This is a genomic window from Ignavibacteriales bacterium (assembly GCA_026390575.1).
Lineage (GTDB): Bacteria > Bacteroidota > Ignavibacteria > UBA10030 > UBA10030 > Fen-1298.
Genome location: JAPLFR010000015.1, coordinates 239,210 through 263,649 on the forward strand (window position 1 = coordinate 239,210; position 24,440 = coordinate 263,649).

At 43.6% G+C, this 24,440-nt stretch carries 22 protein-coding genes and 1 tRNA gene; 21 read left to right on the forward strand and 2 right to left on the reverse strand.

The features are described from left to right. Positions 1–83: 83 nt before the first annotated feature. A tRNA-Val gene (locus tag NTX44_12330) sits at positions 84–158 on the reverse strand. Between the two features lie 295 nt (positions 159–453). Between NTX44_12330 and NTX44_12335 the strand changes: the two genes are divergently transcribed. The 16 genes from NTX44_12335 to NTX44_12410 all read left to right on the forward strand — a co-directional run bounded on the left by NTX44_12335 (position 454) and on the right by NTX44_12410 (position 16,702). Then, complete coding sequence (locus NTX44_12335; GenBank protein MCX6122388.1) at positions 454–1,023, forward strand: cytochrome c3 family protein; 570 nt, start codon at positions 454–456, stop codon at positions 1,021–1,023. After that, entirely contained in the window at positions 1,007–1,246 is a 240-nt protein-coding gene (locus NTX44_12340; protein MCX6122389.1) for a hypothetical protein, read from the forward strand. The genes NTX44_12335 and NTX44_12340 overlap by 17 nt, the downstream gene beginning before the upstream one ends. After that, positions 1,236–4,271 (forward strand): 4Fe-4S dicluster domain-containing protein, encoded by a 3,036-nt coding sequence (locus NTX44_12345; GenBank protein ID MCX6122390.1) that lies wholly within the window; start codon positions 1,236–1,238, stop codon positions 4,269–4,271. Before NTX44_12340 ends, NTX44_12345 begins: the two co-directional genes overlap by 11 nt. Next, positions 4,268–5,638 carry a polysulfide reductase NrfD gene (nrfD, locus tag NTX44_12350; protein ID MCX6122391.1) on the forward strand — a complete coding sequence of 457 codons (1,371 nt, stop codon included), beginning with the start codon at positions 4,268–4,270 and terminating at the stop codon, positions 5,636–5,638. Before NTX44_12345 ends, nrfD begins: the two co-directional genes overlap by 4 nt. A gap of 13 nt (positions 5,639–5,651) precedes the next feature. Next, positions 5,652–6,791, forward strand: a complete 1,140-nt coding sequence (locus NTX44_12355; protein MCX6122392.1) for a DUF3341 domain-containing protein — start codon at positions 5,652–5,654, stop codon at positions 6,789–6,791. Then, positions 6,788–7,972, forward strand: coding sequence for a quinol:cytochrome C oxidoreductase (locus NTX44_12360; GenBank protein MCX6122393.1), 1,185 nt, complete (start codon positions 6,788–6,790; stop codon positions 7,970–7,972). Before NTX44_12355 ends, NTX44_12360 begins: the two co-directional genes overlap by 4 nt. A 19-nt stretch (positions 7,973–7,991) precedes the next feature. After that, on the forward strand, positions 7,992–8,927 hold the full coding sequence (locus NTX44_12365; GenBank protein ID MCX6122394.1) for a cytochrome c: 936 nt from the start codon (positions 7,992–7,994) through the stop codon (positions 8,925–8,927). A 12-nt stretch (positions 8,928–8,939) separates the two neighbouring features. Then, complete coding sequence (locus tag NTX44_12370) at positions 8,940–9,707, forward strand: SCO family protein (GenBank protein MCX6122395.1); 768 nt, start codon at positions 8,940–8,942, stop codon at positions 9,705–9,707. 7 nt (positions 9,708–9,714) lie between these two features. Continuing rightward, positions 9,715–11,352, forward strand: a complete 1,638-nt coding sequence (locus NTX44_12375; GenBank protein MCX6122396.1) for a cbb3-type cytochrome c oxidase subunit I — start codon at positions 9,715–9,717, stop codon at positions 11,350–11,352. Then, entirely contained in the window at positions 11,349–11,963 is a 615-nt protein-coding gene (locus NTX44_12380) for a cytochrome c oxidase subunit 3 family protein (GenBank protein MCX6122397.1), read from the forward strand. Before NTX44_12375 ends, NTX44_12380 begins: the two co-directional genes overlap by 4 nt. A 24-nt stretch (positions 11,964–11,987) precedes the next feature. Continuing rightward, positions 11,988–12,317, forward strand: coding sequence for a cytochrome C oxidase subunit IV family protein (locus NTX44_12385; protein ID MCX6122398.1), 330 nt, complete (start codon positions 11,988–11,990; stop codon positions 12,315–12,317). Positions 12,318–12,331: 14 nt separating this feature from the next. After that, positions 12,332–12,991 carry a cytochrome c oxidase subunit II gene (gene coxB, locus NTX44_12390; protein MCX6122399.1) on the forward strand — a complete coding sequence of 220 codons (660 nt, stop codon included), beginning with the start codon at positions 12,332–12,334 and terminating at the stop codon, positions 12,989–12,991. Positions 12,992–12,995: 4 nt separating this feature from the next. Then, positions 12,996–14,363 (forward strand): hypothetical protein, encoded by a 1,368-nt coding sequence (locus NTX44_12395; GenBank protein MCX6122400.1) that lies wholly within the window; start codon positions 12,996–12,998, stop codon positions 14,361–14,363. Between the two features lies 1 nt (position 14,364). Beyond that, positions 14,365–15,246 (forward strand): heme o synthase, encoded by an 882-nt coding sequence (gene cyoE, locus NTX44_12400; GenBank protein ID MCX6122401.1) that lies wholly within the window; start codon positions 14,365–14,367, stop codon positions 15,244–15,246. Between the two features lie 80 nt (positions 15,247–15,326). Continuing rightward, positions 15,327–15,740, forward strand: a complete 414-nt coding sequence (locus NTX44_12405) for a TerB family tellurite resistance protein (GenBank protein ID MCX6122402.1) — start codon at positions 15,327–15,329, stop codon at positions 15,738–15,740. 35 nt (positions 15,741–15,775) lie between these two features. After that, on the forward strand, positions 15,776–16,702 hold the full coding sequence (locus tag NTX44_12410; GenBank protein MCX6122403.1) for a prolyl oligopeptidase family serine peptidase: 927 nt from the start codon (positions 15,776–15,778) through the stop codon (positions 16,700–16,702). 71 nt (positions 16,703–16,773) lie between these two features. Here NTX44_12410 and NTX44_12415 read toward each other — a convergent pair whose 3' ends face one another. Next, entirely contained in the window at positions 16,774–18,825 is a 2,052-nt protein-coding gene (locus tag NTX44_12415; protein MCX6122404.1) for an APC family permease, read from the reverse strand. Between the two features lie 364 nt (positions 18,826–19,189). Between NTX44_12415 and NTX44_12420 the strand changes: the two genes are divergently transcribed. The 5 genes from NTX44_12420 (at position 19,190) to NTX44_12440 (ending at position 24,366) form a co-directional block, all read left to right on the forward strand. Beyond that, positions 19,190–19,459: a hypothetical protein gene (locus tag NTX44_12420; protein ID MCX6122405.1), complete on the forward strand. Its 270-nt coding sequence runs from the start codon at positions 19,190–19,192 to the stop codon at positions 19,457–19,459. A 30-nt stretch (positions 19,460–19,489) separates the two neighbouring features. Further along, on the forward strand, positions 19,490–20,083 hold the full coding sequence (gene kdpC, locus NTX44_12425; GenBank protein ID MCX6122406.1) for a potassium-transporting ATPase subunit KdpC: 594 nt from the start codon (positions 19,490–19,492) through the stop codon (positions 20,081–20,083). Positions 20,084–20,281: 198 nt separating this feature from the next. Then, positions 20,282–22,024, forward strand: a complete 1,743-nt coding sequence (gene kdpA, locus NTX44_12430) for a potassium-transporting ATPase subunit KdpA (GenBank protein MCX6122407.1) — start codon at positions 20,282–20,284, stop codon at positions 22,022–22,024. A 30-nt stretch (positions 22,025–22,054) separates the two neighbouring features. Next, positions 22,055–24,157 carry a potassium-transporting ATPase subunit KdpB gene (kdpB, locus tag NTX44_12435; GenBank protein ID MCX6122408.1) on the forward strand — a complete coding sequence of 701 codons (2,103 nt, stop codon included), beginning with the start codon at positions 22,055–22,057 and terminating at the stop codon, positions 24,155–24,157. 26 nt (positions 24,158–24,183) lie between these two features. Further along, on the forward strand, positions 24,184–24,366 hold the full coding sequence (locus NTX44_12440) for a hypothetical protein (GenBank protein ID MCX6122409.1): 183 nt from the start codon (positions 24,184–24,186) through the stop codon (positions 24,364–24,366). Positions 24,367–24,440 lie beyond the last annotated feature (74 nt).

Consider the following 24,440-nt stretch of genomic DNA (forward strand, 5'->3'; position numbering starts at 1 on the left):
TGTGAACGCTGTAGGGATCTGAGCCGAAGGCTCATGCGCCTCTGGCGCAGAACCTACTCTATTTGATATTAAAACTGAAGATGTGGACGCTGTAGGGTTCGAACCTACGACCTCTGCCTTGTAAGGGCAGCGCTCTGAACCAGCTGAGCTAAGCGTCCATTTCAACACCATTCAAATTTACGGATTCTTCTCTGCTATTGCAAACCTCCAATAATCATACTAATTGAGAGAAAATAATCGCATTGATTATACTGAAAATAATATCCTTAATATTGAGTCGAGTGGGAATCATTTTCGTCTCCAGACTGTTTTAATTTCAGTTCTTCAAATGTAATTCACGCTACTTAATTGATTTAGCACCTTTTTTTTCGTAGGATAGCTTCAGAAAGCTATCATCATATCGGTGTGTTCTACCGGTATAATTAAAAACAGGAGAATGTACACCGAACGTTTATGAAAAAAGCGCTCCTTGATTACACACTTCGCATTCGTCTGCCAATCATTCTCTTTGTTGGAGTGCTGTCGTTCATTGCTACGTATTTCTATTCTCGCGCTGAACGCGACGGAATAGGATATTCACCCGTTCAGCCAATTGCATTTTCGCATAAGCTTCATGCTGGTACAATGCAAATTGACTGCAAGTATTGCCATTCTGCGGTTTCATTCTCTCCCCATGCAACCATTCCTTCTGTGGCAACGTGCATGAATTGTCACGCAATAGCACGAAAAGATAAACCTGAAATCGTCAAACTCACAAAATATTATAACGAAGGTATAGCTTTGCCATGGAAACGCGTTCATCGTGTACCCGATTATGCATATTTTAATCATAGTGTACATATCAACAAAGGAATCGAATGTGCGAGCTGCCATGGTAAGGTAGAAGATATGGATGGTGCGATGCAGGTATCGGAGTTTTCTATGGCAGCGTGCTTGAATTGTCATCGCAATGCACGAACTTTGCTAACAAATATTCATGGAGTGAAAATGGGACCAGAAAATTGTTATGCGTGTCATCGTTAAACGGTTGAGTATGGAAACAACACAAGAAAAATATTCACATAGTCGCCGTTCATTTTTTGTGCGACTTTTTAGCGGTATCGCAGGAGGTTGGATAGTGGGCAATCTGTTCTCAAGCCTTGTACGCAGCACAACAGGCACTGGGAGTAAGAGAGTTGTGCAGGCTAAGATCAATCCATTGGCAGTTCAACGCACGAATAAGGATTCAATATCTCATGGCGCATAATCCGAAATACTGGAAGAGCCTCCGTGTGTTGGAAAACAAAAAACCTGAAGTTTCCCCGGATAGTGATGAGTTTATGGGTGGTGTGACAGATGATTTTTCTCCATCGGAAATGTCCGGAATGTCACGCAAACAGTTCCTTGCGTTGCTTGCTGCTTCCGCGGCCTTTACTGTAACGGGGTGTTCAAACTATCGAGACAAAGGTGAAATTGTACCTTATACAAAAAAACCCGAAGAGGTGACACCCGGCATTCCAAATTACTATGCTTCTACTTGTACGGGGTGTTCACAGTCATGTGGTATTCTTATTAAGACGCGAGAAGGACGTCCGATTAAAGTCGACGGTAATCCCGATCATCCAATCAATCGTGGAAAGATTTGTGCAAAGGGACAGGCGAGCATTCTGAATCTCTACGATCCATTTCGTCTGCGCACAACACAGTATGGCAGTGCTTCCAATAAACATGGAGATGTGTCCTGGAAGCAGGCCGATGAAGAAATTATCCGTAGTCTTTCTGAAGCGGTTCAGCGTGGAAAAGAGATTGCTCTTGTGACCAGGGCAATCAATTCACCGACAACGAAAAAGCTCTTGGATGAATTTAAAACGAAGTTCCCAACAACAAAAGTCTATAGCTATTCACTTTTCAATAATGAAACGCGCAGAAGGGCATGGCAAAAATGCTACGGTTCAAAAGAGTTGCCGGTCATTGAGTGGGAAAAAGCGAAAATTATTCTCGCGCTGGAATCCGATTTCCTTGGGACAGATGGAATGGTTGTTGAACAAATCCGGAAATTCTCGGATGCCCGGGATGTCATGAAAACGAAGAATTTCAACCGCTTTTACAGTATTGAGGGCGTGATGTCTCTTACCGGGGCTAATGCTGATTACAGACTGCGACTTCGGCCTGATGCTCAGTTAGAATTTATTTTAGCGCTTGCAACGGAACTTGGGACTGATAAGTTTTCCTCGAGTTTGTCTCTTCGAGATGTTGCCCAGAAACATGGACTTTCAACGGAGATACTGCAACACCTTGTTGACGATTTAAGGAACTATCGCGGTGAAGCGATGATATACGCCGGGGATATTCTCTCGGAAGAAGTGCATATTGCCGTGAACTATTTGAATGAGCTTCTCGGGAATATAAAACTTTTCCAGAAGGAACATTGTGCAATGAATGTTGTGCCCTTATCATCGTCGGAAGAAATAGAAACTCTTGTCAGTGAGATGAAATCAGGAAAGGTAGGGATTGTCATCCACTTTGATTCAAATCCTATCTATCATCTTCCGAAAGAATTTGGCTATGAAGAAGCGCTGAAATCCGTACCGGTGAGTATCGGTCTTGTCGAGGCGGATAACGAAACATCTCGGCATTGTACGTTCGTGCTGCCGATTAATCATGCGTTCGAATCGTGGGGTGATTATCAAGTAAGGAACGGAATGCTTTCTCTGCAGCAGCCGGTCATCGCTCCGCTGTATGATACACGGCAAAAAGAAGCTGTTGTGCTTTCGTGGATAAATAAAAATGAATCCTACAAGGAAACAATCTACCACGAATACCTTATGAGCCGCTGGGAAAAAGAAGTATTTCCGATGCTCAAGCTTAAAGTTGATTTCAAGACGTTTTGGTACTCCTCTTTGCATGACGGAATTGTGGAGTTTCATGAGCCAATTAAAAGCACAGGAAAGTATAACACACGTGCGCTCACTTCAATTGCGCTCTTACCTGTCTCTGGTATGGGAGTCGCATTGATAGAAAGTTCCTTTCTTGGTGATGGTTCGTATGCAAACAATGGCTGGCTTCAAGAGCTGCCGGATCCGATTTCAAAAATTGTGTGGGATAACTACGCTGCGGTCTCACCAAAGACGGCAAAGTCTCTTCACGTTGATAACAATGATGTGGTAGAAGTGAGGCTGCCGCAAGGATCGGTACTAATACCGGTCTTTTTACAGCCAGGACAAGCAGATGATTTTATTTCTCTATCACTCGGCTATGGACGAATAAACGCCGGTCCGGTGGGAAACAATGTCGGAGTGAATGCAAACCAATTACTATCCAAACACTCTTTTACCGGCTCACGCGTGTTCACGGGGGCGACGATAACTAAAACCGCGAGTCACTACGAACTTGTTTCAACGCAAGAACATCATTCACTTGATGACGAATTCACTAAAAATCTGCATCTCAAAAGAAAAATTATCCGCGAAGGAACGCTTGCAGAATACGAAAAGAATCCAAATTTCCTTCACGAAGAAAAAACAGAATTGCTCAATATCACCCCCGAAGTCGAATACAAAGGTGTCAAATGGGCAATGGCAATTGATCTGAACAAATGTATCGGATGTAATGTTTGTGTGGCGGGGTGTAATGTAGAAAATAATATCCCTGTCGTAGGCAAAGAGCAAACGGCAAAAGGACGCGCCATGCAATGGATTCGTATCGACCGATATTACTCAGGAACCGATGCAAATCCATCGTTAAGTCATCAACCTATGTTATGTCAGCATTGCGATAATGCGCCATGTGAAAATGTGTGTCCTGTTGTAGCCACGAACCACAGTCCCGACGGTCTTAATCAGATGGTGTACAACCGGTGTGTCGGCACAAAGTATTGTTCGAATAACTGTCCGTATAAAGTACGCCGATTTAATTTCTACAATTGGCGAAACAGTTTCGCAGATGGATATTACGAACAGCAGCCGGTTAGTCTCGTGCACAATCCGGAAGTAACTGTTCGCTCACGCGGCGTTATGGAAAAATGTACCTTCTGCATCCAACGGATTATGGAAGCCCGGCAGCATGCAATAGAACAAGGGCGTGAACTTGCAGGCAGTGATGTAAAAACTGCATGTCAGGAAGCGTGTCCTGCGACAGCGATAGTGTTTGGAGATATGAATGATCAGAATTCAGAAGTATCGAAATACCGCACGCATACATTGGGGTATCACGTACTGGAAGAAACGAATGTGCGTCCGAATGTAACATACCTTGCCAAGTTGCGCAATGTTGAATCGGAGAAATCGACTTGACTACAGCAGTCATTGACTATTCAAAAGAACCACAGATTACAACGAAGCCGGTTGCGTCGGCGGACATTGACGCAACAATTGAAGCTCCATTAAATCGTTTCCCATCGCAGCGGTGGTGGATCGCATTTGGTGTTACACTTTCTGTATTGGCGTTTGGTCTCTTTGCAGTAATAATGATCCAAATAAAAGGACTTGGAGTGGCGGGTTTCAATCAGCCCGTTGCGTGGGCGTTTGATGTTACAAATTTCGTTTTCTGGGTTGGCATCGGTCATGCAGGTACGCTTATTTCAGCTATACTTTTTCTGATGCGCCAGCGGTGGCGGAATGCCATTGCACGTTTTGCGGAGGCAATGACTATCTTCGCAGTCATATGCGCCGGCATGTTTGTGACAGTGACACATCTTGGCCGTGTTTGGTTGATGGGATATCTCTTCCCGTACCCCAATCAACATGGGTTGTGGATCAACTTTAACTCGCCGCTCGTGTGGGATGTGTTTGCTGTTTCGACATATTTCACCGTTTCGTTCGTTTTTTGGTATCTCGGTCTCATACCGGACTTTGCAACATTACGTGATCGGGCGGGAAATAAGTATAAAAAAATTATCTATTCGATCCTGAGTCTTGGCTGGCGGTTTTCGAATCGTCATTGGACGCACTATGAACGGTTGTATCTTATCCTTGCAGGTTTTGCTACTCCGCTCGTGCTCTCGGTACATACGATTGTGAGTTTTGATTTTGCAGTTTCGATTATGCCGGGTTGGCATGCAACAATCTTTCCGCCATACTTTGTTGCCGGTGCAGTCTTTTCCGGTTTTGCGATGGTGCAGAACGTGCTTATTCTTGTTCGGAAGATGTTCAAATTCGAGCACATCATTACGATAAAACATCTTGAAAATATGAACAAAGTCATGCTTCTCACTGGCAGTATGGTCGGGTATGCATATGCGATGGAATTCTTCATGGCTTGGTACAGCGGAAGCCAGTTCGAACGGTTTGTGTTCCTCAACCGTGCACTTGGGCCGTACGCGTGGGCATACTGGACGATGGTTACCTGTAATGTTATTTTTGTGCAGGGCTTCTGGTTTAAAAAGATTCGCACGAACGTTCCTGTTATGTTTGTGATTGGAATATTGGTGAATGTCGGCATGTGGTTTGAAAGGTACGTTATCATTGTGACATCTCTTTCGCGTGATTTTTTGCCGTCGAGCTGGGGACATTTTTCACCGACACTCTATGATTATGGAATTCTATCGCTTGGATTCGGTTTATTTTTCACCTGTGTACTGCTCTTTGTCCGCTTCCTGCCGTCGGTTGCGATGGCAGAGTTGAAAGCGGTGGTCGATGGCGCACAACCAAAGAAGCATTGAACAAGAAACGTCTATGATGCAAAAACAATTGTATTCTATAACAGCCCTGTTCGATTCGCCGGATGAAATTATTCAAGCGGCAGAAAAAACAAACAAAGCGGGATACACAAAGTATGATGTGCATACACCATATCCTGTTCATGGCATGGACCATGCGATGCGATTGAAAACCTCGAAGATCGGTTATTTTGCATTCGTATTCGGTCTGCTTGGTGCAATGAGTGCTGTTATATTCATTTCATGGATAACGATCTCTGATTATCCGCTCGTCATCGGAGGAAAGCCATTCTGGTCGTGGCCTGCATTTGTACCTGTTTCATTTGAATTGACGGTCTTATGTGCATCTGTACTTTCAACGCTTACAATGATTATTCTCTACTTCAAATTTCCGAACACTGCACATCCACTGCATGACACACAGTATATGAAACATATTTCGTCCAACAAATTTGGTCTTAGCATCCAGGCAGAAGACCCAAAGTTCGATGAAAAACTAGTAAGAGGATTTTTAAAGTCAGTCGGCGGAAAAGAGATTACTGCTGTCTTTTTCGAACCAGAAGAAATCAACCATGGGCAAAAGCTGTTCGATTGGAAGTTTATCGGTGTTCTCGCGGTTGTTGCGCTTACAGTTTCGGCAGCGACATATTTCACGCTCAATAAGTTCATGTACATGCAGCCCTTCAACTGGATGATGGTGCAGAACAAATTGAAACCACAGCAGTCGAGCGATTTATTTAAGGATGGCATTGGAATGCGGCAGCCAGTGGAGGGAACTGTCGCTCGAGGATTTATACCGTATCCTTTCAAAGGAAAACCGGAGGATGCCGGAAAATATCTCGTTGATCCGTTGCTCCCGACAAAAGAAGTTCTGGATCGGGGAAAGTCGAAATATCTTACCTTTTGCAGTCCTTGTCACGGTAACTTCGCACGCGGTGACAGCCGTTTGCAGGGGCAATTCCCAAATCCGCCGACTCTCCATTCTGACAAAGTACGCAATTGGCCTGATGGTAGAATTTATCACGTTATCACGGAAGGACAGAATGCGATGCCGAGTTATGCTCCTCAACTTTCTCCGGAAGATCGCTGGGCAATCATCAATTATATTCGTGTACTCCAGCGGGCGCAGAATGCAAAGGAGTCCGACTTGAAATGAGCGATCAGTATTCTTCGATAGAATCTTTGAAGAAACCATTGCCTACGATTATCAACAGTGTCGGCTGGGGATTTCTTTTATTAGGAGCAGCGTGTTATGCACTTGGCTATTTGGTGGATGCACGCCATGCAGCATTTGTTCACGTAGTGAATTTTCTTTTCCTAACGAGTATCGGCATTGGCGCTTTGTTCCTCATTGCACTTGAATATATCGCCGGGGCCGTCTGGAGTGTTCCGATGCGGCGAGTGAACGAGTTTCTTGCCACGTTAACTCCTATCGCAGCACTGATGGCATTGCCGCTTTATTTTCATCTCAATGACCTCTATCGATGGGTGAAGGCAGAAACCGTTGCGCATGATGCCGTACTAAAAGTAAAAGAACCGTACCTCAACGTCAATTTTTTTACATTTCGGTTTGTTGTTATTTTCGGATTGTGGACACTGTTCCTTTATTTGTTTACACGGAACTCGCAGAGGCAGGATATCGATAAAGATCAGAAACATACAAAATTTAATATAGGTCTTGCCGCAGCTTTCATGCCAATCTTTGCGATCGGATTAACACTTATTGCAATTGATTGGGCAATGAGTCTGGAGCCGCATTGGTATTCAACAATTTATGGTGTGTATTATTTCTCCGGCACTATTTTGGCGGGAATATCAGCAGCAACGTATATCATCGTAAAACTACATGAGCATGGATATTTTCCGCAACTAAGGCGCGATCATTTTTACAGTCTCGGCACGTTGATATTTGTTTTTGTCAACTTCTGGGCATATATAGCATTCAGTCAATTTCTGCTTATCTGGTATGCGAACCTTCCGGAAGAAACGTACTGGTTCATCGCCCGCTGGAAAAATGGCTGGGAGTATATCTCGATGCTCCTTATTGTTGTCCATTTTGCTGTACCGTATTTTATGCTGTTGTCTCAGGATTCAAAGATGGATCTAAAACGTCTGAAGTTTATGTCCATATGGGTACTCTTTGCACACTTGCTTGATTTGTATTGGCTTGTCATGCCGAGTTATAGTACATCGCCGGTAGTGAGCTGGATGGAAATTAGTTTTCCTCTTCTCATTGTTGGCTTAGTTATAGTAACATTTTCATGGAAAATGAAACGACAGAATTTGATACCAATCGGCGACCCGAAGCTCGAACGCGGATTAGAATTTCGATTGTAATTGATGATAGAAAAGACGAATGGATCAAACACCACACTATAAAGATGAGATCGACTGGCGGGATTTGGCAAGAAAACCGGAGAAGTTATTTGGTTATTCGTATATCTATGTTCTTGCTGCCTTGGTTGGCATTGGATTACTCTACGTCAGGAATCTGAATACGATTGGGAAGAACGGAGTGAATCCAACAGTTTTGCAAGACTCCACGGCCTTGATAAAAGATATTCCTCTTCGGAGTCCGCGGCTCATTCCACCGCTCGATGTGATGAAAGCTGGTGTCTCAACGCCGGAGTTCATTAAAAAAGGGCAGGAATTGTTTAAGGCAAATTGTGTTGCATGCCATGGTGAGAACGGTCAAGGCGACGGACCAACGGCATCGATGCTGAATCCGAAGCCGCGTAATTTTCATTCACTTGCAGGTTGGAAAAACGGCTCAAAAGTTTCGCAGATGTATAAAACACTGGAAGAGGGAATTACTGGGGGCGGAATGGCTTCATACAATTATATGCCGCCTGAGGATAGGTTTGCTCTTATTCACTACACACGAACGTTGGCGAATAACCAACCACAGGATTCTCCGGATGAATTAAATCAGCTTGATGCTGCATATCAGCTTTCGAAGGGAATGAACGTTACCGGACAGATTCCCATTAAAAAGGCAATGCAAATTGTAATAAAAGAAGATGATCCTTTGATCGCAAAGATTCAGGAAATCAAAAGGAAGATGGATGCATCAGAGACCGTCGGCGCGGAGACATTAAAACTTGTCTCGTTCAATGAAACGAAAGTAATAATAAGCGCCCTGCATATGAAAAATAACGTGAAGAATGTGGATGAGTTTATCAGAACCGTATCTTCAGATCCGATTCATAATGGATTTAAAACAAACGTCATTTTGCTATCCCACGATGAGTGGATAGAGTTGTATCGATATATTTATTCAGTCATTCAATAGAGACATATACCTATGAAACAGAAAAGTATTATTGTTCTTCTACTCCTCATATTTACGATGAAGGGAATAGGACAGCAGGCAAAGCATCCTGTCGGTATCATCGAAAAACTTGGGCAATATGTACCAATGGATGTTGAGCTTTATGCTGAATCGGGCAACCTTGTACAGCTTAAGTCAATCATCGATAAACCGACTATCATTACCTTCGTCTATTACAAATGTCCCGGTATTTGCAGTCCTCTCTTAACAGAGGTGGCAAAGATTGTTGACAAAATGGATCTCGAACTCGGCAAGGATTATCAGATTCTTACATTGAGCTTCGATCACAATGAACGCCCGGAACTTGCTCAGGAGAAGAAGGATAACTATCTCACGGAGATTAAAAAGACGGTCAATCCTAATGGATGGAGATTCTTCACCGGTGATAGCGTGAACATCCATCGGTTTACTGATGCAGCAGGATTTTATTTTGCCAAAAGCGGGAATGATTGGATTCATGCCGCTACACTTATTGCCATTTCTCCGCAGGGGAAAGTGACGCGCTATCTCTACGGAATTCATCAACTTCCATTGGATGTAAAACTTGCACTGATGGAGGCGTCTGAAGGAAAAACAAGTCCGACGATTTCCAAGGTGCTCAACTTCTGCTATGCGTACGATCCGGAGGGGAAACATTATACATTCAATGTTGTCCGCATCAGCGGTGTCGTGATTATTGGACTCGTAGCAGTCTTTATGTTTGTCTTTGTTGTAAAGCCAAAAAAGAAAGCTGAAAGGTAATAAGGATATGACAACTGCAACTGTTGCTGCAGAACCGGACTTTTATCACGAGAAGACAAGATTCAAAGGAATCTTCGGCTGGATATTCAGTACCGATCATAAACGGATCGGCATCCTCTATCTCATTGCCATAATCACATTTTTCTTAACCGGGATGACGATCGGAGTGTTGATGCGGTTGGAGATGTTATATCCGGAAAATACTATCGTTACGGCGCAAACATACAATATGTTTTTTACGCTGCATGGCATCATTATGATTTTCTTGGTTCTTATTCCCGTGTTTCCAGCAGTGTTTGGTAATTTTTTTCTGCCGCTCATGATTGGTGCGAAAGATGTATTTTTCCCGCGTTTAAATCTTTTGTCTTGGTGGCTCTTCATTGCCGGTGGAACGCTTGCACTTGTTTCGCTTTTTCTTCCAGGCGGTGCTGCAGATACCGGATGGACATTTTATGTTCCGTACAGCATTCGTTCCAATACGAATATTATCCCGGCACTGATGGCAGCATTCATCCTTGGTTTTTCCTCAATTTTAACTGGTTTGAATTTTATCACTACTATTCATCGCATGCGAGCGCCGGGAATGACATGGTTTAAAATGCCATTGTTCACATGGTCATTATATGCAACGGGATGGGTACAGGTTCTTGCCACACCCGTTATTGGTATTACATTGTTGCTTGTCACGATTGAACGGTTGTTTGGTGTGGGAATCTTCGATCCAACGCTCGGAGGTGACCCTGTCTTGTATCAGCATTTATTCTGGATGTATTCTCATCCTGCCGTCTATATTATCATCCTTCCTGCGATGGGAGTGGTATCGGATATCATTCCTGTGTTCGCACGACGAACGATCTTCGGATATAAATTTATCGCTTATTCCAGTTTAGCAATTGCTTCTGTCGGTTCGCTTGTGTGGGCACATCATATGTTTACGGTTGGAATGAGTAATACAGGAATGTTTGTGTTCTCACTTTTGACTTTTCTGGTTGCAATTCCGAGCGCTATCAAAGTCTTTAACTGGGTTGCAACCCTGTACAAAGGATCGATTGAACTTGAAGTTCCTCTCCTTTTTATGCTTGCCTTCATCGTGCAATTCAGTATCGGCGGACTTACCGGTTTGATGCTTGGAGCACTCTCGGTGAATATTCATGTGACGGATACCTATTTCGTTGTCGGCCACTTTCATTATGTGATGTTTGGCGGGACAGGATTCGCCCTCTTTGGCGCGTTGCATTATTGGTTCCCGAAAATGTTCGGCAAGATGTACAAAAAGCGGCCTGCGTTTATCGGTTGGCTATTTATGACGGTTGGATTTAACATTCTTTATTTCCCGATGCTCATTCTGGGATATATGGGTATGCCGCGAAGATATTATCATTACCTTTCTGAATATGAAACGCTTCAACGTATTGCAACGGTCGGTTCATGGATTATGGTTGCCGGTATTCTTCTTCTTATTATTAATCTCATCATTTCATTAAAACGTGGGGAAAAAGCATCGGCGAATCCCTGGGGCGGACGAACGCTTGAGTGGACAGTCTCGTCGCCGCCGCCCTCAGAAAATTTTCATACGATTCCGGTCGTCACTACAGGACCCTATGACTATTCAGAATATGAACGAACCGCACCGGAGGCAAGGTGACATCATCAGCAATAGAACATAGTCACCGAGATGATGTCGGTTCAAGGATGGGATTGTGGCTGTTCCTCTTCAGCGAATTAATCCTCTTCGGAGGAATGTTTATTATTTATGCAGTCTATCGCTTCAAGCATCCCGTAGAATTTCATCTTGCATCGGAGGAACTCGACCCCTTCATAGGAACAGTAAATACAATTATCCTATTGACAAGCAGTTTAACCGTGGCGATGTCCATCACCGCTATTCAAGAAGGAAAGAAAAATCTATCGATGTCGTTGGTAGGGATGACGATTGTTTTTGCCGCAGTGTTCTTGGTGAATAAGTACTTCGAATGGAGTCATAAGATATCTCTCGGCATCTATCCTCAATCGCCGGATCTCATAAATAAACCGCCGGGAGAAATATTGTATTTTGGATTATACTATGTGATGACAGGGCTGCATGCTCTGCATGTTATCATCGGAATGGTGATTCTTGCAGTTATGATGGCATATATAAGAAATGGAAAGATCAATAAGGATTCATTTGTCCGGCTTGAAGCTGGAGGACTCTATTGGCATCTGGTGGATATCATTTGGATTTTTTTATTTCCTCTGTTTTACTTGATTCAGTAACGTTTTCTTCGACGGTGAAAAGACTTGAAAAAATTGAGTGATAAAACGAATAAAGCAATAGCACAACAAGCTGACCATCAACAACATCAGATCATTGGTTATGGCAGGTACGTCCTTATCTGGCTGGGACTGCTCGCGTTAACGTGTACGACCGTAACCTTTGCAGGCATCAATCTGGGTCGTTGGATTATTATTACAGCTCTTACCATTGCTTCTATCAAATCAATGTTGATGCTTAATATTTTTATGCATTTGAAATATGAAGACCGATTATTCAGAATTTTTGTCGGAGTAGCCATTGTAACTTTTATCATCTTCATTTCATTAACCTTTTTTGACTATGCTTTTTACTGAACAGGATTATTGAAATGTTTTCAGGATCATCTCCATTTTCAGATAATGTTGACACCACGTTTTTAACGATCACGGGAATCTCTCTGCTTGTATTGTTGGGATTGTTGATTGCGATGGTGTACTTTGTTATACGATACAGCCGTAAGAAAAATCCACATCCTACAAATATCGAGGGACACATTCCCTTGGAAATCACCTGGACAGTTGTTCCTCTTGTCCTTTTTATGGGCATGTTTTATATGGGATGGCGGGATTACCTGACAGAACTAAAGGTGCCGGACAATGCGATGCCAATCAAGGTAACCGCTCAAATGTGGAAGTGGACTTTTGAATATCCCAATGGCGTACAAACCGACACTCTGTATGTTCCAATGAATATACCGATCAAATGCACTCTCCACTCGATGGATGTCAATCATTCGTTTTATATTCCATCGTTCCGCATAAAAAAAGATGTTATCCCTAATCGTGAAAATGTCATGTGGTTCAAAACAGTACGAAAGGCTTCTTACGACATTGCATGTGCGGAGTACTGCGGGCTTGACCATTCCTATATGTATACAAAGGTTATCTCGCAAGATTCATCCGATTTTGACCATTGGTATCGGGATATATCAGCACAACAATCAAAACCCTATCTACCATTTGTCAATGTCATGAAGCAACCGGATTAATACTATGGAAGTTCTCAAAGATATTGCAATACCCCAATCATTGGAACATTTCCATCTGCTTGTGCTTATCTCGACTCTTAGCTCCCTTGTGTTTATTCCTTATCTCGGTTTTGTAGCAGGATCATCTCTTTTATCGTTGTGGTATAACCACCGAGGGCGCAAGGATAATAATGTTGTTTTTCTCCAATTCGCACATGAACTTATTGATCGTGCACTGTTCAATAAAAGCCTCATTCTATTTCTGTCGATTCTTCCTGGATTATCGCTGGTATTTGTGTATGCGCAATTCCTGCAAGGGACACAATCCATCGGAGTGAGTCTCGCCGGCTTTGGTTTCTTATTCCTCCTCATAGGGATGGTGCTTCTTTATTCCTACAAGTACACTTTCCGCGTGCAGGAAATACTTGGATCTTATCAGCAATTACTGAAGGACCAGCCCAACAAGCAATCTGAAAAGGCAGTGGTCGCATATCAGGAATCGAACACACGGGCACATTTTCGTTCAGGCAGATTTGGAATATTCTTTCTCTGTGCAGCATTTATACTCTATGCTGCAGCTCTAAGTGTCACGGCAAATCCCATCAATTGGGAATTGGATTCCGTTATTACTCTTATTATTTCTCTGAATGTGTGGCTAAAGGTTGTCGAGTTTTTATTTCTCAGTATAGGAGTAACGGGCATCGGGATACTTTTTTTCTCGTTCGCATGGGAGAATCGGAAAGAACATATAGAAGATTATTCAACGTTAGTAAAAAAGCTCGGCGTTCGGTTCAGTGTTATTGGATTGTTGGGGCTGCCGGCTTCTGTGTTATTGAATGTTACAGTGATTTCCGATGAAGCACTCTCAGGATCGATCTATTCGCTTACAGGTGCGGCAATTGTTTTCTTTTTTTTATCGGCGCATTTCATCTATGGATACTATCGATCGCCGCAATCCATTGCACTTACGGTGGGGTTCGCACTGTTCTTGTGTGCAATGGGAATGCTCGTGATAAGCGACAACCTTTCACTTGGTACAGCAACGCGCAGTCAGGTAGCACTCCTTGCAAACTCCCATGATAAATCTATAGAAGAATTAAAGGCTGCGCTCGGAGTAGCGACAGTATCATTCACAGGAGAAGGAATCTATACTACCAGATGCGAATCTTGTCATCTCTTTGACAAGAAAAAAGTAGGCCCGCCATATTATGAAACGATTCCAAAATATCAAGGAAAGAAAGCAGAATTGGTTTCGTTCATTCTCCATCCCATAAAAAAGAACACGGATTATCCACCGATGCAAAATCCGGGATTACGGTCAGCTGAAGCAGATTCCGTTGCAAATTATATCATGCGGAAAGTTGCATCTTCTCTCCCACGTGGAGCACAATAACATGAAATATTTAAGTTCGCTGGCTCTTCGTCATACAAGTACACTCTCTGATTACGCAGTGCTGATGAAGCCGGAGTTGACGCTGCTTTCCGTATCAACGGCTGTCGGCAGTGCATACATAGCACTTCAAGGCTCGACGCATTATTTTCTTCTCGTTCATACGCTTCTCGGGACAATACTCGTTGGTGGTACAGCCGGAGTATTGAATCAATATATTGAACGCCAATATGATGCGATGATGAAACGAACAGAACACCGTCCAATTCCCGCTGGACGCGTTCAACCTGCAGAAGCTCTGTTCTTTGGGATCCTGCTCGGCATTGCCGGACTATCCTATCTTGCAATTTTCACGAATTGGGTTGCTGTTTCACTTTCGGTGTTAACGCTTGTCAGCTATCTAGCAATTTATACTCCACTCAAGAGAAAGACTCCGTTCGCGACAGTAATCGGAGGAATTCCCGGGGCATTACCGCCGCTCATCGGTTGGGCAATTGTGCGCGGCAGTGTTTCGATGGAGGCGTGGGCGCTTTTTTTTATTCTCTTCTTTTGGCAAATGCCGCACTTTCTTTCGCTTGCCTGGATGTATCGGAAGGATTATGCTCGTGCGGGATACAAATTGCTGGTTGTGCTAGATCAAACGGGAGATATCACAAGCCGGCAGATTCTTATTTATTGTTGTGCACTTATTCCGGCTTCATTGATGCCGACGTTAATAGGATTTTCTGGGTACGCATATTTTACAGGAGCATTCATATTGTCGATATCTTTATTAATAACGGGGATTGCTTTTTTTCGGAAACAATCGCCTCTTGCTGCACGTAGGATTTTTTATACTTCGCTGCTAGTTCTTTCACTCCTATTCACATTGTTGATACTTGCATAACAGAAATAGAATTTGATTATATTAACTGTAAGCATCAGATTTTTGTTGCTGTAAATGTTTTTACTATTTAGGAAAATACCATGATAGACGCAAATTCTACATCAGAAGAAAAATCTGGGCTATCCGCCAAGATGGCACTGTGTGTTGCAGCATTTACAATGGTGGGAATCGATGGAGAATTCAAGGAAGAAGAATTACAAAAGCTTCGCAGTTTGATTCACACGGATGAGTCGGCATTTGTAAAAGCGATCAGTTTCTATAATGAACGGCCTCTTGATGTTTGTATCAAAGTAGTTACTGCAAAGTTGAACGATGAACAAAAACGGATAACATATCATATTCTCTACGACCTTGCACAGGTCGATCGTGATTTTGCACTATCCGAACAAGATCTTCTCGAACAGTATGCTGCAGAATTCAGGCTAGACAAGAAATATATTTCATCGGTGAAAGATATGCCAAGTCATAAATATAATCTTGCGGCGTTCGAATAATTTGCACACTGTAAGTGGCGTTGAGGCATACAGTGGTGAAACGCGCCTTGCTCAAATGGTTCCTAGGAATTCTTCTTTTCCTTTCCTTATTTGTATGCCTCCTCGTCATATTCTTTTCATTGAAAGATTACTCACGTTATTTCCGATCAATACGCGGCGCACAGACAAGTATTTCCATTCAACAGTATGCATCTGATGCTCATACTCAGAAATCGTGGCTGACCATAAAGGCTGACAACGGCTTTCGTGTACAAGCTGGATTGCTCGCCCCACGCGATTCGAGCAAGCGATATCCTGCTATCATTCTTCTCGGCGGTAAGGCAACAGGCAAATACGCTGTCAATTACGCGCTCGACATCGACAATGTTGTTATCCTTGCGCTTGATTATCCATACGAACCACGCGAGTCATATACCTTCTGGACAATTCTGTGGGATGTGCCTCGTGTAAGGAAAGCGCTTCTTGATATGGTGCCGACTGCGATACTTGCAGCAGATTATCTTTTCAGCCGTCACGATGTGGACACAACACGATTAGTGATTCTCGGTTACAGCTTTGGCGCGCCTTTTGTTCCTGCTATCGTGGCTCACGACAGGCGAGCAGCGGCGGCAATCATGGTGTACGGCGGTGGGGAATTGACTTCGATAATTCGCCACAATATGGCACGATATGAATCAGCGTGGCTGAGTGAATTTGTTGGAAGACTCGGCGGAGTGCTTCTTCATCCTCTGGAACCCATGAGATATGCTGATAAAATTTCTCCAACGCCGCTCGTTATGATCAACGGTGCAAATGATGAGCAAATTCCGCGTTACAATACCGAATTATTCTTTCATGCTGCCAGAGAACCAAAGAAACTCATCTGGCTGAAATCCCAACACGTGCGTCCCGAGAATGAAGATTTAACTCGACGTATCATCACTACATTGAAAGAAGAACTTAAAAGATTAAAAATCCTTTGAATATCACTTGGCGAAGAATGATGCGATGCCTGCCTCCTATTCTCTGCATAAATCTCATTTCTATAAAGAACCTACCTTTTTCCATTAGCAAAGATGCGAACAGGCAGCACCATACAGTTCATTGCCCCGAATTGCAGGCGCCGCTGGATTGCATACGCTGTCTCGCTGTGAAGAATGCGTTGATACCATTTTTCACGCTCAAACACTAACTTGCCAGCGAAGAAAATTGATCGCGGGTATTCTTTTACAATAGATGCAGATAATTTTTCTATTTCCTCGATAACATCTGTTCCTGCCGCGAGACGGTAGTCGGCACCTAAGCCAAATTGATTTGCAAGATTAACATATTGTTCTAAATATTTTTGCTGTGCCGCCATTAATTCATCCAATTCACTTTGACCTTTCAAGGTACTTGCATCAATATTCACAACAGAGATAAATATTACATTCTTAAAGTGATTCGGAAAAAGTTTTTGGATAAAAAGAAAAGAATGGATTCCAAGTCCGCTGTACTCTTTCACCATTAAAACTGCGGTGTTTGCCTGAGGAAGAACTTTTATTGAAGTCCAACCTACGACAGGGGGAATGTCTGAAAGAATATCGTCAAGTCGTTTGAGGTGGTTCCCGACTTTTCTATAATGACGCCGGATCCTGAAACAAAGCAGGATGATGCCGCTTGTGATAACAAGAGTTACCCAACCGCCGACAGAAAATTTTTCATAGATGCTAACCATAAGAATGGAGAGACATAGAACCAAACCTATAACATGGATAACGATGTGCCGCGACCAATCAGGATATTGTGTGCGATTCTTGATCCAATATCGAACCATACCCATTTGTGAGAGAGAAAATGTAAGAAACACATTGATCGAGTACATAAGAATAAGTGTTCGTGTACCACCTCCTGTTACAACGAGGATACCAATGGCGGCGGCAGCAATCAACACTACACCGTTTTGCATGGTTAATCGATCTGAAAGCGAAGCAAACCGTCGCGGCAACCATGAATCCACGGCCATATTTGCCATTACACGCGGACCATCAATGAATCCAGTTTGTGCTGCTACAAATAGCAAAGCAGCTTCAGAAGCAAGTGTAAGAACAACAAACATCCACCCAACTGATACTCCTCCCAACAACCAGCTGCCGGCAAACCGATCGAGTAGGACTGCGTTCATGGTTTTACCGGTTACCGGGGTTACATGATAGAGCAGGTAGCAAACCATAATCCCTCCTGCAGTTACAGCGAGAGAAATAGCCATATACACCATTGTTCGTTTGGCAGTATCAATCTTCGGTTCTCGCATAATTTGGATACCGTTTGAGACAGCTTCGAGACCAGTATACGTTCCTGCACCCATGGAATAGGCACGAGCAAAGATTGCCGTCATCCCGAGAAAACCTAATGTTTGCAGACCATTGGTGAAGTCGCTATGCATCTTACCAGCAACTTGCTGTACTTCTGTTAAGTGGAATCCAATGCCTCCAAAAATTAATACAATATGCGTTACGAGAAAAAGAAGAAATATCGGCATAAGAATCGTGACCGACTCCTTCACGCCGCGGAGATTCATTATCATGAGCAGGAAAATAACGGCAGCAACGACAATAAGTTTGTACTGGTGCCATTGATGTGGAAGGACACTGAACATCTGATCTGCACCACTGGCAATTGATACAGAAATAGTCAGAACATAATCGACCAGTAGCGCTGAACCCGATACCACCCCGAAATGAGGACCAAGCAACCGACTGGCAACCGTATAGCCGCCCCCGCCGGAAGGGAAATGCTCGATCATACGTGAATAGGAATATGAAATAATAAATACTGTAAAGGCAGTTGCTAAAGCAAGTGCAACTGCAAGGTATGCATGGCTCTCGAGAGCGCGGAATGATTCATCAGGACCATACGCCGACGAAGAAAGTCCGTCTGCTCCTAATCCAACCCAGGCAAGAAATGCAATGAGTGAAATGCGATGAAAAACTCCAGGATCTTTGATGCTTCGAGGTGCACCAAGAATGGCGCGTTTTATTTTAGTAGAAAACCTTTTTTCTGAATCATCACCAAGAGATGAGGGATCACCATCTGAAGAATTATCGGCACTGCCTTGTTCCATCATCTTTCCAAAATGTACAACATATTAAATATTTTACTCTATTAAGGTACAGAGTAATCAGCAGAAAGGATAGATTATCGGTGGAAATGAAGTAAAATTGCAACAATGAATACTATCGTTCATATCTAAAAAACGTTAGTTTTTTAAATTTTTATATTTTTTTTATAGCTGAGAGCCATTTCTTTATATTTTCTTTATATAAGATTTTGTTTCGCTTTTTCAGTTTCAGATATCCTCTTATAACTTCTTTATAGCCTTACATCATCTTTTTATATCTCCTGAATTGCGCTTTTAATTCTTACTCGTGAAATTACTCCTGCACGATCTAAAGGAACACAGCAAACATCATCATTCAAGAAAGGTCCCTATGGCATTACTCATCGTTTCATTTAACATCAAAAATTCTGAGAAGGATCATTCAGAGCTGCTCTCGCGAATAGAGAAATACTCCAATATTCAGCTCTCGGAATCTTCCTATGTTATTATAACAGATAAAACACCGAAGATTGTATGTGAAGATCTAATAAAATTTCTTGAGAAGAACGACAACTTGTACGTCATAACCTTGAAGCGGCCGTACGAAGCATATGGATCAAAGCTGGCAATCGACTGGCTCAATAAATCGCTGACATACTAGCTAAGAATGCAAGTGGAAGGATGTTGATATATGTTTATAAAAAATCTTCGTATATCGCTTATCGCCATTGTGCTGTTTACATTGCTCACCGGCTTGCTGTACCCGCTTCTTGTGACTGGAATTGCACAGCTTTTTTTTCCTGAGAAAGCCAACGGAAGTATTTTAATAAAAAATGGAAAAATACTCGGCTCCGCATTGATCGGGCAACCGTTTCATGACCCAAAATATTTCTGGAGCAGGCCCTCGTCAACAGGGCCGTTCCCCTATAACGCAGGGGCATCGAGCGGATCAAATTATGGATCGCTCAATCCGGCATTTCTTGATGGAGCTCGTAAGAGAGTTCAGGACCTGAAAGCTGCAGATTCATTAAATACTCAACCGGTCCCTATCGATCTTGTGACGGCTTCCGGAAGTGGGCTTGATCCGCATATGAGTGTTGCATCTGCCCTCTATCAATTAGAACGTGTGGCAAAAAAACGGAATGTGCAGGTCGCGCAAATTCGCTCTCTTATCGATCAATACACTGAAGAACGCACCCTCGGTTTTCTCGGAGAGCCACGAGTGAATATTCTCAAATTGAATCTTGCACTCGATGCAATGCAATTATCTACCAGAGGAAAATAACTATGGACGACATCATCTATATCTGCATTGCGGTTGTATTTTTTCTTCTTACTTGGGGGCTTATGAAGATGTGTGAATTCCTTGGAGAAAATAAAACAGGAGGGAAATCATGAGCGGGCTCTATTGTATTTCGGGAATTATTTCCATCGGGCTTTTGATCTACTTGTTTGTGGCGCTTTTAAAGCCGGAGATATTCGAATGACAATCAACGGAATTATTCAAATCGCATTTTATCTTACGGTGTTGACTCTTCTTACAAAACCGCTCGGTGTTTTTATGGCTCGTATATACCAGAGGGAAAAAACGTTTCTTGATCCTGTCCTTGGACCGATCGAACGCCTTATCTATCGTCTCGCAAAGATTAATTCCAACGAGGAGATGGATTGGAAAGCGAATGCTCTTGCAATGCTTCTCTTTAATGTTGTCGGTTTTTTGTTTGTATACGCGTTGCAACGTTTACAGCAATTTCTTCCATTGAATCCTCAGGGGATGGCAGCCGTTACTCCAGACTCTTCATTCAATACCGCTGTGAGCTTTGCTACGAATACGAACTGGCAGGGCTACAACGGTGAAACGACGATGAGTTATTTGACACAAATGCTCGGTCTGACTGTCCAGAATTTTGTTTCCGCAGCGACAGGAATGGCGGTGCTTGCGCTTTTCATCCGTGGAATTGCTCGCCATTCGGCAAAGACACTCGGAAATTTTTGGGTCGATATGACCCGCAGTATATTATACATACTTCTGCCTCTTGCTAGTATCTTCTCACTTGTGCTCGTATCGCAAGGAGTTATACAAAATAATTCTGCATATGTCTCTATTCCCTTTCTTCAATCGACAACCGACACAGGCGGCGTGAAAGTAGCAGATCAGGTTCTTGCGATGGGGCCGGTGGCTTCTCAAATTGCCATTAAACAATTAGGAACCAACGGCGGGGGTTTTTTCAATGTCAATTCAGCACACCCGTTTGAGAATCCCACGCCGTTGACAGATTTCTTAGAGATGCTTGCAATTCTGCTTATACCTGCGGCATTGTGTTATACTTTCGGTAAAATGGTGAAAGACACGCGTCAGGGCTGGGCAATCTTTGCTGCAATGATGTTGATACTCGTCGCGGCAGTGTTTTGGATGTATAGTCTTGAAGGATCGGGCAATCCTAAACTAACCGCACTCGGCGTGGATCAACAATCGACTTCAATTAATCCCGGTGGTAATATGGAGGGAAAGGAAGTCCGATTCGGTATTCCCAACTCGGCAGTCTGGGCAACTGCAACAACAGCTGCCTCGAATGGCTCTGTGAATGCAATGCACGATTCTTACACTCCACTCGGTGGAATGATAACGCTCATTATGCTTCATCTTGGAGAAGTCGTTTTTGGCGGGGTTGGTTCGGGTTTGTACGGTATGCTCATTTTTGTCGTTGTGGCTGTATTCGTTGCAGGATTGCTTGTAGGACGGACGCCGGAATATCTCGGCCACAAAATTGAAGCATATGAAATGAAAATGGCATCCCTTTTAATCCTTATTATGCCGATCACGGTTCTCGTTTTTACAGCAATTGCCGTGGTCACGGCTGCTGGGAAAGCAGGGATCATGAATCCCGGTCCTCATGGATTTAGCGAGATTCTCTATGTCTTTACATCTCAAGCGAATAATAATGGAAGTGCCTTTGCTGGAGTAAGTGCAAATACACCATTTTATAATCTGACCGGCGGTTTGGCAATGCTGATCGGCAGGTACTGGCTTGCCGTTCCAACACTCGCACTTGCCGGTTCTCTTGTACGAAAAAAACTTGTTCCTGCGGGAGAAGGAACACTGCCGACACATACACCGCTGTTTATCTTTTGGCTTATTGCCGTCGTCCTTATTGTCGGTGCGTTGAACTTTTTACCAGCTCTTGCGCTCGGTCCGATTGTCGAACATTTCATAATGATACAATAGCTTATTGAGAGAAAAGAAAGCAACACTTATATGACAACACAATCTTCACAACCGCTAAAGAAACCGCTAGGGCTTACCGGTGAAATGTTTCGTCGTGCTATAATTGATTCGTTTGTGAAATTGAATCCAAGATCAATGGCGCGGAATCCCGTGATGTTTGTCGTGGAAGTAGGAAGCATTCTCACAACGGCATTATGGATTCAAGCATTGCTCGGTACCGGAGAAGCACCGGCATGGTACATCGGCTTCATATCACTCTGGTTATGGTTCACGGTTCTCTTTGCAAACTTTTCAGAAGCACTCGCAGAAGGACGTGGAAAAGCACAAGCTGAAGCATTGCGCCGATCACGCCGAGATACCACGGCAAAACGATTACACAATCCTCAACGGAAATCGACCTTTGATATCATCACATCCACGGATTTACAAAAGGGCGATATGTATCTCGTCGAAGCTGGAGATATCATTGCGGCTGATGGTGAGGTACTAGAAGGCATCGCCTCCGTGGATGAAAGTGCCATCACCGGTGAAAGTGCCCCTGTCATTCGTGAATCTGGTGGTGACCGCAGTGCGGTTACCGGCGGCACACGCGTGCTTTCCGATTGGTTGATTATTCGCGTAACTATAGAACCCGGCGGTGGTTTTCTCGACAGGATGATTCATTTGATTGAAGGTGCCAAACGGCAAAAGACTCCGAATGAGATTGCGTTAAATATTCTCTTGGCTGCCTTCACAATAATATTTCTGATTGTATGTGTAACGCTGCTTCCGTTTTCACTTTTTAGTGTAGCGGCAGCTGGACAGGGAACACCGATAACAGTAACCGTACTTGTTGCTCTTCTTGTGTGTTTGATTCCTACAACCATCGGCGGCCTTCTTTCTGCAATTGGAATAGCAGGTATGGATCGCATGATCCGTCATAACGTGATTGCAACATCCGGACGTGCTATTGAAGCTGCCGGCGATGTCGACGTTCTGCTGCTGGATAAGACCGGTACAATAACACTTGGAAATCGCATGGCGACTGAATTCACGCCTGCACCTGGAATTTCCAAGGAACGCCTGGCTGATGCAGCGCAGCTTGCATCTCTTGCAGATGAGACACCGGAAGGGCGGTCAATAGTTATTCTTGCCAAAGAAAAATACGGATTGCGCGGCCGTGATATCCATGACATCGCGGCGCATTTTGTTCCCTTCAGTGCTCAAACACGCATGAGCGGCGCCGATATTCTTCCTGAGGGCCGTAACGGCAAAAGGATCATACGGAAAGGTGCAACAGATTCAATGAAAGCGTACATCGAAGAACAAGGAGGCGTATTCCCGCCGGCAGTTCAGCAGTCCGTTCAGGATATCAGCCGGCTTGGAGCAACGCCCCTCGTCGTTGCAGAGAATAAAGAAGTACTCGGCGTGATTCATTTGAAAGATATTGTTAAAGGCGGAATCAAGGATCGATTTGCACACCTGCGAAAAATGGGAATTAAAACTGTAATGATCACTGGTGACAACCCGTTAACAGCAACTGCCATAGCTGCTGAAGCGGGTGTAGACGATTTTCTTGCAGAAGCAAAACCGGAAGATAAACTTAAACTTATTCGTGATTATCAAAAAGGCGGACGGCTTGTTGCAATGACCGGCGACGGTACCAACGACGCTCCGGCGCTCGCTCAGGCAGATGTCGCTGTTGCAATGAATACCGGCACGCAATCCGCCCGTGAAGCTGCAAACATGATAGATCTCGACAGTAACCCGACAAAACTGATGGAGATTGTCGAAATCGGCAAACAGCTTCTTATGACGCGCGGAACTCTTACCACATTCAGTATCGCGAACGATATTGCAAAATATTTTGCGATCATTCCCGCCGCTTTCGCAACAACGTATCCCGTATTGAACGCATTGAACATTATGAAGCTTGCCACGCCCGAAAGTGCCATTCTCTCTGCAGTCATCTTTAATGCGTTGATCATTGTTGCGTTGATTCCCTTGGCACTGAAAGGAGTAAAATATCGTCCGGTCAGCGCCGTTCAATTGTTGAGAAGGCATTTGCTCATCTATGGAGTGGGAGGAGTGATTGCTCCATTTATAGGAATCAAGCTGATCGATATGCTTATGGTCGCAATGAGGATTGTTTAATTAAGCCACGAAAGGGGATCGAGGATATGAACGAACAAAAAGATGTAGCGGGAGAAAAATTACCTGAAGAAGAAAGCCAATTTCAGCACTTGGTAATTGTTATCGTACTAGCGCTTCTTCTTGGATTTTTGGCCGGATTTCTTTCACATGATCACCTGGTCCATTTCGCTCCTGACCATTTGGATTGGAAGAGTTGGTACCCACGGTAAAATCCAGAATGTTCATTATAACATTCTATCTCTCCGTTTATCAGCTAAAATAAGCCATTAGGTGCATCATACAG